Source organism: Pseudomonas sp. TYF_14 (assembly GCF_043105275.1).
In the GTDB taxonomy this organism is placed as follows: domain Bacteria; phylum Pseudomonadota; class Gammaproteobacteria; order Pseudomonadales; family Pseudomonadaceae; genus Aquipseudomonas; species Aquipseudomonas alloputida.
On the sequence record NZ_JBICLK010000009.1, the window covers coordinates 72,289 to 87,606 of the forward strand.

Here is a 15,318-nt window from a genome sequence, read left to right on the forward strand (position 1 = left end):
TATTGGAGAAACATGATGATCCCGGTAATTCTTTCTGGTGGTAGCGGTTCCCGTCTGTGGCCTCTGTCGCGCAAGCAGTTTCCCAAACAGTTCCTGGCCCTGACCGGTGAACACACGCTGTTCCAGCAAACCATCGAGCGCCTTGTATTCGAGGGCATGGACACCCCGATCGTGGTCTGTAACAAGGACCACAAGTTCATCGTCCAGGAGCAACTGGCCGCACTGAAGCTGGAAACCCAAGGCATCCTCATGGAACCGTTCGGCCGCAACACCGCGCCGGCCGTGGCCATGGCTGCCATGAAGCTGGTCAACGAAGGCCGCGACGAGCTGATGCTGGTGCTGCCTGCCGATCATGTGATCGATGACCAGAAAGCCCTGCAACGTGCCTTGGCCTTGGCCACCGTGGCCGCCGAGCGTGGCGAGATGGTGCTGTTCGGCGTGCCGGCGACCAAGCCGGAAACCGGCTACGGCTACATCCGTTCCAGCCAGGATGCGCTGCTGCCCGAAGGCGTGGCGCGGGTTGCGCAGTTCGTCGAGAAGCCCGACGAGAAACGCGCGGCCGAGTTCGTCCAGGCCGGTGGTTACTTCTGGAACAGCGGTATGTTCCTGTTCCGCGCCAGCCGCTTCCTCGAAGAGCTGAAAAAGCACGACGGCGACATCTACGACACCTGCGTACTGGCCCTGGAGCGCAGCCAGGAAGACGGCGATGTACTGAGCATCGACGAAGCCACCTTCGCCTGCTGCCCGGACAACTCCATTGACTATGCGGTGATGGAGAAAACCCAGCGTGCCTGCGTGGTGCCGATGTCGGCCGGCTGGAGCGATGTAGGCTGCTGGTCGTCGCTGTGGGAAGTGCACGAGAAAGACGACAACGGCAACGTCACCAAGGGCGACGTGGTGGTTCAAGACAGCCGCAACTGCATGATCCACGGCAACGGCAAACTGGTGTCGGTGATCGGCCTGGAGAACATCGTGGTGGTCGAGACCAAGGATGCCATGATGATTGCCCACAAGGACAAGGTCCAGGGCGTCAAGCAGATGGTCAAGACCCTCGACGAACAGGGCCGCACGGAAACCCAGAACCACCTGGAAGTGTATCGCCCGTGGGGCTCGTACGACTCGGTGGACATGGGCGGCCGCTTCCAGGTCAAGCACATCACCGTCAAGCCGGGCGCCAGCCTCTCGCTGCAGATGCACCACCACCGCGCCGAACACTGGATCGTGGTATCCGGTACCGCCGAGGTGACCTGCGACGAGAACGTGTTCTTGCTGACCGAAAACCAGTCGACCTACATCCCCATCGCTTCGGTGCACCGTTTGCGCAACCCGGGCAAGATCCCGCTGGAGATCATCGAGGTGCAGTCCGGCAGCTACCTGGGCGAGGATGACATCGAGCGCTTCGAGGATGTGTATGGGCGCACGTCCACACCCATCGAGCGCGGCGTTTCGGTGAAGACCATCGCGCAGTAAATGCTGGCTCGCCCCTGGGCTGACCAGGGGCGAGCTGCTCATTCAAGGGTCGGGGCTATGACGGAGATGTCGAATGGGCCACCCACCACCCTGAAAGGTCGCTGCAAATCATCCTCCCCTTCAAATTCGAAGGATTCAGCCCTGATGCTCGTGGCAGTTATCTCGAGTTTCCGGATACGTCCGGATTTCGCATAGCCGCCATAGGTTGTGCCGCGCTTGTGAACAAGCGCCCGGTTCGCCTCACCCCCGATAACGACATCCCGCACGCCCTCCTGTAGTTCCAGATCGAAGTCAATGTAGACGTCCGCATCTTCGGCCTGCCCCTTGTACGCGTACAACCACGCTGATTTTTCGGCGCTCCCGTAGTCCACCCCCTCGGAAACGAAATCCTCCTTTTGACCCGCAAGGCTGATGAAAGCCGTAACGTTGCCCTTGGCAGGCGTTTTTTTCATTTCTTGCACAGGCTTTCGCTCAACCGATGTGCCACTCATGGCCATACTCCTTTTGAATAGGCATGGCGGAATCTAGAATGGATGTACCCTTTCCACTACTCGCAGTATTGCCAGGTCTGGCTTCTGGCACGGTTGCTCACCGGTTACCTGACTGCTGGGTTTTAGGTAGGCTGTAGCCATCCCTGCGCGCGAATGAGGCGATAACGCGATGCTGATCGGTGCCCTGCTGATCCTCACCTGGCTGGTGTTGTTGTTGCGTTACCCAGCCAAGGCTCTTCCCATCTCCCTGGCGGCTGTGTGTGGCCTGGGCCTGGTGGCCTTGTTCGTGGTCTGGCAAGACAGCCGGGAAAGCAGTCGACTGGCGCGCCTGGACCTGCGTCTGACCTACGCCCCCGAACACTGTCCCGCCGACCGTGCCTTGCAGGTACGCATGAAGAACGGCAACGACGTGCCGCTGACCGAACTGCGCTGGCGCGTGGCGGCGTACGCACCGGGCGATACCGTGAACCTGGCCGAGAACACCTACAACGCCCCGCGATACCGCGGGCCAGGTGAATTGCAGCCGGGGGCCGAGTGGCAAGACTGCCTGCCATTGCCGCCGCTGCGTTCCGGCTATCGGCCGCAGACCCTGGAATTCCGAGCCGAGCACCTGCAAGGTACGTTTGCCAATTGATGTGTTTCCTCCATGACAACAGGCCCCTACCATGCCCACCGTCCTGATCACCGGTTGTTCCAGCGGCATCGGCCGCGCCCTGGCCGACGCCTTCCGCGATGCCGGCCACCATGTCTGGGCCACCGCCCGCAAGCCTGAGGATGTCGAGAAACTGAGTGCCGCCGGCTACACGGCTCGGCAGCTGGATGTAAACGATGGCGAGGCGCTGGCCCGCCTGGCAGAGGAACTTGATACCCTCGATATCCTGATCAACAACGCCGGCTACGGCGCCATGGGTCCACTGCTCGATGGTGGCGTCGACGCCCTGCGCCAGCAATTCGAAACCAACGTCTTCGCCGTGGTCGGCGTTACCCGGGCGCTGTTCCCGCTGCTACGCCGCTCACGCGGCCTGGTGGTGAATATCGGCAGTGTATCGGGCGTGCTGGTCACGCCATTCGCTGGCGCGTACTGCGCCTCGAAGGCGGCTGTGCATGCCCTGAGCGATGCCTTGCGCCTGGAACTGGCGCCGTTCGGTGTACGGGTAATGGAAGTACAGCCGGGCGCAATCGCCTCGCAGTTCGCCAGCAATGCCCAGCGCCAGGCCGAGCAGGTGCTGGCGGCAGACTCGGCGTGGTGGCCTTTGCGTGAGCATGTGCAGGCGCGGGCGCGGGCATCGCAGGACAAGCCAACGTCGGCGGCGGTATTTGCCCAAGGCGTGCTGGCAGCCGTCGGCAAGTCGCCGGCGCCCGCGGTGGTACGTTTGGGGAATGGCAGTACAGCCTTGCCGCTGATGGCACGGTTGCTGCCGCGGCGGTTGCTGGACTGGGTGCTGCGCAAGCGCTTTGGCCTGGTGCGCCCGCTCTGAGTGATCGCCTGCCTGTACCCGCGAAAGGGCCGGGCCTGCGGGCCAATTTTCACCCGCCGTTCACCGTTGCCGCCGCTACCGTATTCGCGGGTAAACCCGCTCCTACACAGATTGGTGGTGGACACACATCGGCGGTTGGACACAGGCCGTCGTGTAGGAGCGGGTTTACCCGCGAAGAGGCCAGTACAGGCTGTAAAGCATCATGCCATGGACCGCAGTACCCCGCCCTCCAGATACTGCGCGTCCTCTCTAACCGTGAGCATTCTGCGGCTGCTCATCAAACGCCTGCCAGCCTCCACCCAGCGCCTTGTACAGCCCCACCAGCGCCTGCGACACCGCGGCCGAGCTGTCGATCCATTGCTCCTCGCTGGCCAGCAGCGCACCTTGCACCGTCAGCACATTGAGAAAGTCCACCGCCCCTTCCACATACTGGCGCTGGGCGGTTTCCAGGGCGATACGGTTTTGCCGCACGGCCTCGGCAAGGTGATCACGGCGCAACTGACTGGCGTTGTACAGGCGTAGCACATCGTCAATTTCATGCCAGGCCCCCAGCACCACCTTGCGATAGTTCAGCGCGGCTTCCTGCTGTTGCGCCTCGCGCAGTTCCAAGGTGCCCTTGAGCCGGCCGCCTTCGAAAATCGGCAGCGACATCTGTGGACCGAAGGCGAACCGGCGCGAATCCCAGCCACCGAAATCCGACAGCTGCATCGCCTGGAAGCCGACACTGCCCGACAGGCGAATGCTGGGGTAGAAATCCGCCTTGGCCACGCCAATGCTGGCGGTGGCAGCATGCAGGCGGGCCTCGGCCTGGCGGATGTCCGGGCGGCGCTCGGCCAGTTCAGACGGCAAGCCGATGGCAAACTTCTGCTGCGGCGCAGGCAGCTCGCCGCCTTGCAGCAATTCGGCCTGGAGACTGCGCGGCGGCTCGGCAGCGAGCAGGCTGAGGGCATTGATCAGGTCATCACGCTGCGCTTCCAGGCTTGGCAGGCGCGACTCGATAGACGCGACCTGGGCGCTGGCCTGGGCCACATCCAGGCGCGTGGCAACGCCTTCGGCCTGGCGGTCCTGGGACAGCTTCAGGCTGTGCCGGGCGACCCTGAGGTTATCCTGCGTCACATCGAGGGTGTGCTGCACGGCACGCAGCTGGATGTAATTGCCGGCGGTTTCCGAAAGCAGTGCCAGCAGCACACCGCGGCGGTCATTCTCGGCCACTTCGACCGTGGCATCGGCAGCCTCGACCTGACGCCGCACACGGCCCCACAGATCCAGTTCCCAACCGGCCACCAGGTCGCCCTGCCAGAGGTTGAAGGCTTCTTTCCCGGCCTTGCCGGACGGATCGCTCAAACCATCGGCGCTGTTACGAGCACGGCTGTAACCGGCGTTCACGTCCACCGACGGTACTTCGTCGGCAGCCAAGGTACTGCGCAGGGCACGGCTTTGCAGCAACCGCGCGCTGGCCATCTGCAGGTCGAGGTTGCGTTCGGCAACGCGCTGGATCAACGCGCTCAGGCGGGCATCGTGGAACGTTTCCCACCAGCGCAGTTCAAGCGGTTCGGCCTGCGGCTGACTGGCCGCTGCCTCGCCTTGCAGCGGCGCCCACTGCTGCGGGGCCTGGCTATCTGGGCGCTGGAAATCCGGGCCCAGGGTGCAACCGGTCAGCAGCACAGCCAGCAGCAAAGGGCTCAAGCGTAATCCCGGTTTCATCGCGCGCTTACCTCTTTGCCGTCCAGCTTGTCGCCACGCGTGTCGATGGTGGCTTCGACCGACATGCCCACACGCAGGCGGGTGAGCAGTGGCTGGCCATCATCGAGAACGATCTTGACCGGAATGCGCTGCACCACCTTGGTGAAGTTGCCGGTGGCGTTGTCTGGCTTGACTGCGGCGAAGGTGACGCCGGTAGCCGGGGCAATGCTTTGCACATGGCCTTGCAGGGTTTCGCCGGAGAAGGTGTCGACGCTGATGCGCACCGGCTGGCCCGGCTGTACGTGGGTCAGCTGGGTTTCCTGGAAGTTGCCGACCACATAGGCCTGCTGCAACGGCACCACCGACAGCAGGCGAGCGCCCGGGTTGACGTAGGCCCCCACGCGCAGGGCGCGTTCGCCGACCATACCGTCCACCGGCGCTGTGATGCGGGTGTAGGACAGATCGAGCTGGGCCTTTTCCAGGCCTGCTTCGGCACGCTTGAGCTGGCCATCGGCGCTGGCCACTTGAGCCGTGAGGATGTCCACCTGCTTGCGCGCCGCCACCCGCGCAGCTTGAGCGTTGGCCAGGCGAGCACGGGCTTGATCGACAGCGCTGCGCGCCTGCTGGGCGTTCTGCACGGTACCCGCGCCCTGCTCGGCAAGGCGGCTGTAGCGATTGACTTCATGGTCGGCGAACGCCACCTCAGCCTGGGCCGCCTTCACTGCCGCTTCGGCCTGGGCAATCAGCGCGTCCTGGCGTTCAAGCGTGGCGCGGGCATCGGCGCTTTGTGCCTGGGCTACCAGCAACTGCGCCTGCGCAGCATCCAGCGCGGCCTGGTAGTCACGCGCGTCGATGGTCGCCAGCAACTGGCCAGCTGTGACCTGCTGATTGTCTTCCACCAGCACTTGCTTGATGAAACCGGCGACTTTGGGCGCGACCACGGTGTAGTCGGCGGTCACATAGGCGTCATTGGTGCTCTGGCGGTGATCGCTGCCAAACATCCAGGGGCCGACGATGCCGGCCAGGACGGCCACGGCCAGCACCGAGCCGATGAAAAGGGTTTTGCGGTTGTTGGTCATTTCAATGGTTCTCGAAATCATCCAGGGTTCAAGCCACCGCACGCGGCGGATAGACCCGGGTAGGCACGAAAGGAATCAGGCAGATCAGGGCCACGGCGATACAGGCCAGCACCAGATAGAGGTCAGCTGAGGTCAATACCTGCGCCTGGTCGTGAATGCGCTTGGCCAGGCCGGCGGCGTTGCCGTCGACCAGCGGGGCGTTGCCCAGGCTGTCCACCAGGTGATTGGAATGGAAGTGCCGGCGCAGGGTGCCAAGAACATCCAGCAGGCCACCGGCGATGACGGCGGCCAGGCCCTTGACGGTGTTGAACCAGCTGGAGGCGAACGGGCCCTCCTGCGGGGTCATGCCATTGGTGGACAGCATCAGCAACGGCAGCACTGCCATCGGCTGGCCGAACACCTGCAGCAGGTAGAACGGGTAGAAGTCGCCACGGATCCACTCGCTGGTCAGCAGGCTGCTGCCAACACAGGACACCGCCAGCATCGCCAGGCCAATGCCCAGCACCCAGCGGCAGTCCACTGCGCGGATGTTGCACAGTGCCGCCGTCAGCGGCAGGGCGATCAGTTGCGGCATGGCCACCAGCATCATCAACGGGCTGGTCTGCGCCGGGCGGTAGCCCTGGATCTGCGCAAGGTAGGCCGAGGGGATGCTGCCCACACCCGAAAGCACGACCAGCACGCCGGCCAGGGTCACCAGGGCGAAACTCAAGTTGCGCCGCTGCAACAAGCGCAACTGGAAAAACGGCAACGGCTCGGACCACTCGTTGTACATGAACAACACCAGCAACAGCAGGCCACCGCCCAGCAGCCAGCAGATCAGCGGCGAGTCGAACCAACCCCAGCGGTCGCCCAGCGACAGGCCCAGCACAGTGCAACTGATGGCGGGCAGGCCCAGCAGTACGCCCCGCCAGTCGAACTGTTTGAAACGCTCCAGGCGCAGCGGGTCCTGCGGCAGCCCCCAGCCTACGCAGACCATGGCCAGCAGCGAGGGCAGGATGATCTGCCAGAACGCCCATTGCCAACCGACGTATTCGGTCCACAACCCCGCCAGCGGCGTGCCGAGGTTGGGGCCAAAGGTGGCGGTCAGGGCGTAGCAGGCCAGGCCATAGACCTTGATACCTGGCGGCAGAAAGCGCAGGGCCACGCTCATCAGCATCGGCGGCAAGGCGCCAGCGGCAAAGCCCTGCAGTACGCGCAGCAACATCAGGCTGTGCAGGTTGGGGGCGAACGGTTGCAGCAGGCCAAGCACGGCGAACAGACCCACTGCGCTCATGGTGAAGCGCCGCAGCGAGAAGGTCGTGGCCAGCCACGGCGCAAAGGCCATGGCCGAGACCGAAGCGGCGCTGTATACCGCCAGCAACCAGGCACCTTCGTCGGCACCGATGCCCATGGCGCCGCGGATATCGGCCAGGGAAATCTTGGTTACCGACTCGTTGAGGCCGGCGCACAGCACAGCCAGCAACACACCGAACAGCCCGACCACCACCTGCAGGCCAAACGCCGTCTGCGCAGGCGCGGCCGGCGCGGGTGCGGCGGCCAGCGCCGCAGAGGGCGCCGTCAGGGAAGTCATGAGAATACATCTCCAGCAACAATTTCAGGGCTGGGGCAAGTTTAAGAAGGTCGAATGCTGACGAAAACTGACTTGTCGGTAGTTTTATATTGCGTCAGACGCAATCCATGCCTGAATCACGGATCGATGCGGCCACACGCTTTCAACGTCTGGCGCAACCAACGGTGCGCGGGGTCGTTGTCGAAGCGCGGGTGCCACGCCTGCATTACATTGACCGTCTCCAACGGCACTGGGATCTCGAACGAGCGCAATGGCAACTTCAACCGCTGCACACTGTTGAGGATATTGGCGGGTATCGGCAGGATCAGGTCCGAATCCGGCAGCGAGAACATCGCCGAGTGGAAGCTGGTGGTGATCAGGGCCACGCGCCGCTCCACCTTGTGGTTGGCCAACGCCACATCGATCGGCCCGTTGGCACGGCCGCGTCGAGACACGCTGATCTGCGGGTAGGCGGCAAAACGCTCAGGGGTGATCGGGGCATCGAAGATAGGGTGGCCCACACGCGCCAGGCCTACAAAGTAAGTATTGAACAGGCTCTGCACCTTGATTTCCGGGCCCAGTTCAATGGCCGAGCTGATGATCAGGTCGATATGCCCGTTGCGCAGCACTGCATCATCGTCACCACTGCCCTCCGGGACAAACCGCAACACCGTACGCGGCGCCTGGGCCAGCATCATGCGCAGCAGCTGGGCGCCGTAAAGGGCAATGAACAAATCATTGGTGCGGATGTTGAAGGCACGGTCCAGGTTAACTAGGTCGACATCGTCACGGCTGCGGAACACCTGCCCGGCCTGCTCCACCAGGCCATGCACCTGCTCGCGCAGGGCCAACGCACGGGGCGTAGGCACCAGGCCACGGCCGGCGCGCACCAGGATCGGGTCACCCAAGGCATCGCGGATACGCCCCAATGTCCGGCTCATGGCCGCCGGGCTCAGGTTCATGCGCTGCGCTGCGCCCACCACGCTGCCCTCGTCGAGCAAGGCATCGAGGGCGACGAGCAGGTTCATGTCCGGGAGTTGCATGGCCGTTTTCCGTTACAGCTGCGGGAAACGCGATGGTAGCAGGTTGGTGGATTGCATCAGACGCAATGCGCTCTTGCGTGGTGGGGCATTTATTCACTGGGCGTATTCGGCCTTAAATGAAGCATTGGCAGGTCTGGCCTTTTCGCGGGCGCGCCCGCTGCCACAGGCCCCCCACAATTCCCGAATGTTGTGCGACACACCTGTGGGAGCGGGCATGCCCGCGAAAGGGCCGATCCTGCAGCCACACAAGCCAGCCTCTGCCAAGGATTCCAATGCCCAGCCCCGTCCTGATCGCCATCGACGCCTCCCCCGCCTCCAGCACCCTGCTCACCCTCGCCCGCCGCTACTGCCGCCCCGGCGAACACGAACTGCACGTGCTGCTGGCCATCGATTCCACCTTCGCCGTGCATGAGCAACCTGCACCCTACACCGCCGAGGAACTGGAAGAATACCCCGCCGCCTGCCAGGAACAGCAGCATGCCGACCACGCCGTAGCCGAGGCCGTGCGCGAACTGCAGCAAGCCGGCTTCGCCAGCCAGGGCTGCATGGTGGCCGGGCTGCCGGTTGAAGCGATTGTGGCCAAAGCGCGGGAATTGAACTGCGAACTGATCATCATGGGCCACCGCCACCTGTCGCGGTTGGGGCGGTTGCTGGACCCGTCAATCAGCGCGAAGGTGATTGACCGGGTAGACATGCCAGTGTTGGTGGGCTCTGCCTGACCGCTCATCACCGTGGTAATGCACCTGCATTGACAAGGCAATGCAATCGCATTACCTTGAGTTGTATCGCTGTCACCCACAGGACATTACTCATGGCTGCCACCTTCGACGTCGAGTCCACGCTGACCGATCGCTATCAAACCACTGTTCCCGAAACGGTGCGGCGCGCCTTGGGCTTGAAAAAACGTGACAAGATCCATTACTCGATTCGCCCCGACGGTGGGGTGATACTCACCCGCGCAGAGGCAACCGAGGACGATCCGGTACTGGGCAAATTTCTGGATTTCCTGGCACACGATATCGCTACCAACCCTCAACGGCTGCAGGTTGTCGATGCTGGCCTCATCGCGCGCCTCGACAAGCTTGTCGGCGACGCGGAGGTCGACCTGGATCAACCTCTGTCGGCGGACGATGAATGAGTGATGCGAGCAGGAAGCCTCTGGTTATTCATGGATGGACTGTAATTGCCCACCCGCTGTTCCTGGCCAAACTGGACGCGCTAAGCGCTCAAGTCGAGGCTCAACGGGACAAAGACCCAACGGGTTATACGAAAAGAAATACCTTTAAAAGGCTGGCCGCCATCCGGCGGTTGGCGTTCGATGTAATCCCTCAAGACCCGACCAAACCCGAATACCGGCAAGGGACAACACTTGGCGGTGACCACAAGCACTGGTTCAGAGCAAAGTTCTTCCAGCAGTACCGGTTGTTCTTCCGCTACCACACCCCCAGCAGGATCATCGTGCTGGCCTGGGTCAATGACGAGTCGAGCAAGCGGGCCTATGAAAGTAGCGACGATGCTTACAAGGTCTTTCAAAAGATGTTGCATAGCGGCAACCCACCGGACGATTGGGACCAGTTGCTGCAAGAGGCTGCCGCAGATTGAGCCGACTGGCTAATACGCATGCATCAGCAGGGCTCCCACAGATGATGCGGGAGGCCGGGATGGTCGCGAAGGTCAACCTTCGCCAGGCTTGACTACCACCGTACACGTCGTCCCCGCCGCCAGCAAAAACCCTTCCGGCACTTCATCGATGTGAATGCGCACCGGCACCCGCTGCGCCAGCCGCACCCAGTTGAAGGTGGGGTTCACGTCGGCGATCAGCTCGCGGCTCTGTGGGTTGTCACGGTCGTAGATGCCGCGGGCAATGCTCTCCACATGCCCCTTGAGGCGCTCGCCGCTCATCATCTGCAATTCGGCCTGGTCCCCCACCTTCACATGCGGCAGCTTGGTCTCCTCGAAGAACCCGTAAACCCAGAACGAATTCTCGTCGACCACCGCCATCACTGCTTCGCCGGTACGCGCATAGTCGCCCTTGTGGATATTCAGGTTGGTCACATAGCCGTCAACCGTCGCCACGATGTGCGTACGCTTGAGGTTCAGCTCGGCTGCGGCCAACTCGGCAAGGGCTTGTTGATAATCGGCTTGGGCGGAATTGGCGATGTTGCTGGCGTCGTCGCGGTTTTCCTTGGAAATCACCAGGTTGTCCATGTCGGCACGGCGCTTGGCATTGACCTTGCGCATTTCCCAGGTGGCCTTGCGCGAGGCGACCAGTGCCTTGGCCTGGTCGACGGCCAACTGGTAGTGCTCAGGGTCGATCTGGATCAGCAGGTCGCCCTTCTTCACCCGCTGGTTGTCCTTGACCGGTACATCCACCACGTAGCCGGGCACGTCGGCTGCGACGTTGATGATGTCGGCACGCACACGGCCATCACGGGTCCATGGCGTGGTCATGTAGTGCAGCCACAACTGGCGACCGATGGCCACGGCAGCGACCAGCACCAGCAGGGTGGCGATCAGGCTGAAGAACTTTTTCATCGAAGGATTCTCACCAGTAGACAGTCAGCGCCATGGCGCCGAACAAGCAGACGAACAGGCTCAGGCGCAGCAGCGCCGGGTGCCAGAAGAAGCGGTAGCCATCATGGCTGGCAATGAACCGGTCCAGGCCCCAGGCCAGGCCCAGGGCAAACAGGAACATCAAGGTCATGGTGGGCATGTACACGCCATGGAAGGCGATCTCACGGGGCATGGTGCAATCCTTTCGCCGGTGCCAGTGGCGACTGTGGGTCCAGCAGGGAAGTACGGATGAAGTGCAGGTAGCTTTGCACGCGGCGCAGCACCGAGGTGTCGAAGTGCCGGGCGAATGGCTCATCGGTGGCCTGCACGCGGGCGATGGCGTGGTCCACGGCCACCAGTGCGCGCTCGTGGTTGCTGGCGCTGGGCTGCAGGAACAGCCGGGTCAGCGCACGGCCCATGACACGGATTGCCTGGCGCCACGGCTGCGACTCGGCATAGGCCGGGTGCACCGGGGCGCGGGCTTGCTCCTTGCGCAGCTCGATGACGGCGTGGCCGATCTCCAGCACGGTGAACATCCAGCCCATCAGCTGGCTCTGCACCTGCGGCTTGCCGGCCGCCAGGCCATAGGCCTGGTGCAGCAGGTCGCGGGTGCGGCTTTCGAAGGCCGAGCCCAGGCCGCGCAGGCGGCCGCTGATGGCGAACAGCACCTGCTCGCGCAACGCCTGCTCCAGGCGGCTCCACAACCAGCGGCTGTTGGGCGGCAGGATGATCGCCCCGGCGGCGGCACAGACGAACATGCCGATCACCATGCCGATGTAGTCGTTGATGAAGGTGTACGGGTCATAAACGGTGAGGTTGTTCGGCACCGAACCAATCGCGAAGAACACCAGCAGGCCAATGCCATAACCGGCGTAGGCAGGGCGCGACGAAAGAAAAGCGCCCAGCACGAACACGGGCGCCAGCACCATGCACAGCAGCGGGAAACCGTCGATCCAGGGGAACACGAAGAAGGTTTCGAAGAAGCCGACAAAAGCGCCGATGGCCGTGCCGCAAGCCATCTGGAACGACATGCGCTTGGGGTTGGGTGACGCTGCAGAAAGGCATACGGTGACCGTGGCGATCAGGGTCATCATGGCGCCGCTGGGCCAATCGCTGAGCAGCCAGTAGCTGCCCAGCAGCAACAGCACTGCCGAAGCGCGCACACCGGCCGCCAGCGATACCAGCCAGCTGGTCTGCGCCACGTAGGGTTCGTCCCACTGCTCGCGCTCATGCTTGTGCGCGGCCAGCGAGGCATGGGTTTCGGCGTAGCTCAACATCTCGTCGACGAAGCGGTACAGCAGCTCGAACGCGGTATGGAAATCGAGCAGGTCGGATTCGCTGGGGTCCGTTGCCAGGTACTCCGCCCGCAGCCCCCGCACCTGGGCCTGCAGGCCTTCCTTGTAGGCGGCCAGCTCCAGGGTCAGGCGCAGCGCATCGGCGTCAGTCAACGCCCGGCCCACATAGGGCTGCAGCAACTCCACCAGGGTATTCAGGCCCGGTTCGATAGCGCTGACAATTTGCAGCGGGCCACGGGCACGCAGGCGCTCCAGCAAGCGGTGCAAGGCATTGAAGCGGGTGGTGATGGCCATGAACTCGCTGTTCATGCGCACCAGCCGGCCACTGCGACGGCGCATATGCGGGTCTTCGAAAGCGGTGACGTTGCGCAGGCTCTCGAGGCCCACGGCCTCTGCCACGAAGCGCACGTTGCTGCTCTCGAAGCGGTCCTTTTGACTGTCGCCACGCAGGGCTTCCACCACCACCCCGGCAAACACGCCAAAGCGCTGGTACAGGGCGTTGCGCATTGCGGCACTGGCCGACTGCGGCAGGATCGCGGCACTGACGAAGGTCGACACCAGAATACCCAGGGCGATTTCCAGCGCCCGCCATACCGCTGCCATGAACGCCTGGTCGGGGTGTTGCAGCACCGGCAGGCCGATCATCGCTGCGGTGTAGCCAGCCAGCACGAAACCATAGGCGCGGAAGGTGCGGTAGCGCATGGCACCGGCTGAGCACAGGCCCACCCACAGGGCCAGGCTGGGCAGAAACAGCTCGGTGTTCTGCGGGAAGATGGCGATCAGCGCCACCATCATCGCCGAACCCGCCAGGGTACCGAGCACCCGGTAGAAGCTTTTCGCGAACACATGCCCGCTTTGCGGCTGCATGACGATGAACACGGTGATCATGGCCGTGCGCGGTTGCGGCAGCTCCAGGCGCATGGCCAACCACAAGGTAATGAACGCGGCAGCCAGCACCTTGAAGATGTACACCCAGGTCACGCCGTCGGTGCGTGCCCAGGCAAAGAAGCCCCGGCGCCATTCCAGGCTTTGCAGCCAGCGCACGGGCAAACTGGAAGTGCTCATTCGGCGTTATCCGGCTTCTTGTCGAAAATGGCCAGGGTGGCCGGGGTCTTCGGTGCTGCCTGGCGTTCCTCTTTCGGCACATCCTGACCAGCCTGCAGGCCACCACCCAGGGCGGTGACCAGCTCGGCATGGGCAATCAGGCGGGCGGCCTGCACCTGCTGCTGCACCTGCTGCTGGCGGAACAGCAAGGTCTGCGCGTTGAGTACGTTCAGGTAGTCGGTAAGGCCGCGCTGGAACGCGACCATGGCGATGTCGTAGGTTTTCTGTGCGGCAGCAACCGATTCGGCGGCGAAGTGCGACTGTTCTTTCATCGACTCGCGGCGGATCAACTGGTCAGAGATGTTTTTCAGCGCACCGACCACAGTCTGGTTGTAGCGGGCCACGGCCACGTCATAGCCGGCGGAGGCCACGCCCAGCTGCGAGCGCAAACGGCCACCGTCGAAAATCGGCAGGCTGATGGCCGGGCCGACGTTGTAGTTGAACTTGCGCCCGGTCAGGAATTCCAGCGGGCCACCGCCGGTGGCCATGAAGCCCAGGCTGCCGACCAGATCGACGTTGGGGAAGAAGCCGGCGTGGGCGACGTCGATACCCCGCGCCTGCGCGGCCACCTGCCAGCGGCTGGCAACTACGTCGGGGCGCTGGCCAACCAATTCGGCCGGCAGGTTCGACGGCAGCTTCAGCGGTGCAGCCAGCGCCAGGGTCGGGCGCTGCAACTGGGCGCCTTCGCCCGGGCCCTTGCCTGCCAGTGCCGCCAGCTGGTTGCGGGTCAGGGCAATCTCTTCGTTCAGGCTGTCGAGCTGGCGGTGGGTTTCCGGCAGCGGCGCTTCGGCCTGGCTGACTTCGAAGTGGGTGCCGATGCCGGCATCCAGCCTGCGCTTGGCCAGGGCCAGGATCTGCTCCTGCTGTTCCAGTTCGGCCTTGACGATATCGCGCTGGGCAAAATGCAGGCTCAACTGGATGTAGGCACGCACCACATTGTTCTGCAGTTCCAGCTGCGCCTGGCGGGCTTCGGCCACGCTCATGTGCGCCTGGTCCACGGCCTGCTCGCTGGCATTGCGTTCACGGCCCCACAGGTCAAGGGCGTAGCTGAAGCCGATGGCAGCGTTGTTGTCCCAGGTGTTGGCACCGGACAGCGCGCCAGGGCCATAGAACTGGTCTTCCGGCCAGTTGTGGCGCTTGAGCGTGGCCTGGCCGTTGGCCTGGAGTTTTTCCGCCGACTCGACCACACCGGCCATGGCCTTGGCTTCGCGCACCCGCGCCGCAGCCATGGCCAGGCTTGGGCTACCGGCCACGGCCAGGGTAACCCAGCGGTCCAGCTGAGGGTCACCATAGGCGTGCCACCACTGCTGGTCGGGCCAGTGAGCGTCGGTCGCGGCTTCGCGAATGGCCGCGTCGGTGGTCAAGGTATTGGCTTGCAGCGTCTTGCTTTGCGGGGCAATGCCCCAGGTTCCGATACAGCCGCTCAAGGTGAGGGCAAGGGCACAGGCACTGAACGCCTTGAGCGTTCTGATGATGCGACGCGGCACAGCTGCGATTTCCCGAGGAAGAGGTGAAGGGGCCGGGCAATTCTAGGGGGCAGCAGCACTGGCGATAAGCACAGATTCCTGCGAAT

The 15,318-nt window shown here is 63.5% G+C and carries 15 protein-coding genes; 6 read left to right on the forward strand and 9 right to left on the reverse strand.

Annotated features, from left to right (window positions below):
- The first annotated feature begins 15 nt into the window (after positions 1-15).
- Positions 16-1,470: a mannose-1-phosphate guanylyltransferase/mannose-6-phosphate isomerase gene (locus ACF8O8_RS03400; RefSeq protein ID WP_003251742.1), complete on the forward strand. Its 1,455-nt coding sequence runs from the start codon at positions 16-18 to the stop codon at positions 1,468-1,470.
- A 38-nt stretch (positions 1,471-1,508) separates the two neighbouring features.
- Here ACF8O8_RS03400 and ACF8O8_RS03405 read toward each other — a convergent pair whose 3' ends face one another.
- Complete coding sequence (locus ACF8O8_RS03405; RefSeq protein WP_392509245.1) at positions 1,509-1,961, reverse strand: hypothetical protein; 453 nt, start codon at positions 1,959-1,961, stop codon at positions 1,509-1,511.
- Between the two features lie 169 nt (positions 1,962-2,130).
- Between ACF8O8_RS03405 and ACF8O8_RS03410 the strand changes: the two genes are divergently transcribed.
- The gene (locus ACF8O8_RS03410) at positions 2,131-2,595 is read left to right on the forward strand and encodes a hypothetical protein (protein WP_010952405.1); all 465 of its coding nucleotides are present in this window, start codon (positions 2,131-2,133) and stop codon (positions 2,593-2,595) included.
- Positions 2,596-2,626: 31 nt separating this feature from the next.
- Entirely contained in the window at positions 2,627-3,439 is an 813-nt protein-coding gene (locus tag ACF8O8_RS03415) for an SDR family oxidoreductase (protein WP_350298593.1), read from the forward strand.
- Between the two features lie 249 nt (positions 3,440-3,688).
- Here ACF8O8_RS03415 and ACF8O8_RS03420 read toward each other — a convergent pair whose 3' ends face one another.
- The 4 genes from ACF8O8_RS03420 to ACF8O8_RS03435 all read right to left on the reverse strand — a co-directional run bounded on the left by ACF8O8_RS03420 (position 3,689) and on the right by ACF8O8_RS03435 (position 8,793).
- On the reverse strand, positions 3,689-5,143 hold the full coding sequence (locus tag ACF8O8_RS03420; protein ID WP_392509246.1) for an efflux transporter outer membrane subunit: 1,455 nt from the start codon (positions 5,141-5,143) through the stop codon (positions 3,689-3,691).
- Positions 5,140-6,201, reverse strand: coding sequence for an HlyD family secretion protein (locus ACF8O8_RS03425; RefSeq protein ID WP_049587435.1), 1,062 nt, complete (start codon positions 6,199-6,201; stop codon positions 5,140-5,142). The genes ACF8O8_RS03420 and ACF8O8_RS03425 overlap by 4 nt, the downstream gene beginning before the upstream one ends.
- A gap of 28 nt (positions 6,202-6,229) precedes the next feature.
- Positions 6,230-7,771 carry an MFS transporter gene (locus tag ACF8O8_RS03430; RefSeq protein ID WP_010952401.1) on the reverse strand — a complete coding sequence of 514 codons (1,542 nt, stop codon included), beginning with the start codon at positions 7,769-7,771 and terminating at the stop codon, positions 6,230-6,232.
- A 116-nt stretch (positions 7,772-7,887) separates the two neighbouring features.
- The gene (locus ACF8O8_RS03435) at positions 7,888-8,793 is read right to left on the reverse strand and encodes a LysR family transcriptional regulator (protein ID WP_010952400.1); all 906 of its coding nucleotides are present in this window, start codon (positions 8,791-8,793) and stop codon (positions 7,888-7,890) included.
- Positions 8,794-9,065: 272 nt separating this feature from the next.
- Between ACF8O8_RS03435 and ACF8O8_RS03440 the strand changes: the two genes are divergently transcribed.
- The 3 genes from ACF8O8_RS03440 (at position 9,066) to ACF8O8_RS03450 (ending at position 10,395) form a co-directional block, all read left to right on the forward strand.
- Positions 9,066-9,512, forward strand: a complete 447-nt coding sequence (locus tag ACF8O8_RS03440) for a universal stress protein (RefSeq protein WP_350298590.1) — start codon at positions 9,066-9,068, stop codon at positions 9,510-9,512.
- 92 nt (positions 9,513-9,604) lie between these two features.
- Positions 9,605-9,931: a type II toxin-antitoxin system PrlF family antitoxin gene (locus tag ACF8O8_RS03445; protein WP_014859917.1), complete on the forward strand. Its 327-nt coding sequence runs from the start codon at positions 9,605-9,607 to the stop codon at positions 9,929-9,931.
- Positions 9,928-10,395 (forward strand): type II toxin-antitoxin system YhaV family toxin, encoded by a 468-nt coding sequence (locus ACF8O8_RS03450; RefSeq protein ID WP_392509247.1) that lies wholly within the window; start codon positions 9,928-9,930, stop codon positions 10,393-10,395. The genes ACF8O8_RS03445 and ACF8O8_RS03450 overlap by 4 nt, the downstream gene beginning before the upstream one ends.
- 72 nt (positions 10,396-10,467) lie before the next feature.
- Here ACF8O8_RS03450 and ACF8O8_RS03455 read toward each other — a convergent pair whose 3' ends face one another.
- The 4 genes from ACF8O8_RS03455 to ACF8O8_RS03470 are packed head-to-tail and all read right to left on the reverse strand — an operon-like array spanning position 10,468 to position 15,232.
- Positions 10,468-11,328 (reverse strand): HlyD family secretion protein, encoded by an 861-nt coding sequence (locus tag ACF8O8_RS03455; protein WP_010952396.1) that lies wholly within the window; start codon positions 11,326-11,328, stop codon positions 10,468-10,470.
- 10 nt (positions 11,329-11,338) lie between these two features.
- Positions 11,339-11,539, reverse strand: a complete 201-nt coding sequence (locus ACF8O8_RS03460; RefSeq protein ID WP_009685040.1) for a DUF1656 domain-containing protein — start codon at positions 11,537-11,539, stop codon at positions 11,339-11,341.
- A complete protein-coding gene (locus ACF8O8_RS03465; protein WP_003251716.1) occupies positions 11,529-13,706 on the reverse strand; it encodes an FUSC family protein in 2,178 nt (725 codons plus the stop codon). The genes ACF8O8_RS03460 and ACF8O8_RS03465 overlap by 11 nt, the downstream gene beginning before the upstream one ends.
- Positions 13,703-15,232, reverse strand: coding sequence for an efflux transporter outer membrane subunit (locus ACF8O8_RS03470; protein WP_392509248.1), 1,530 nt, complete (start codon positions 15,230-15,232; stop codon positions 13,703-13,705). Before ACF8O8_RS03470 ends, ACF8O8_RS03465 begins: the two co-directional genes overlap by 4 nt.
- Between the last annotated feature and the right edge of the window lie 86 nt (positions 15,233-15,318).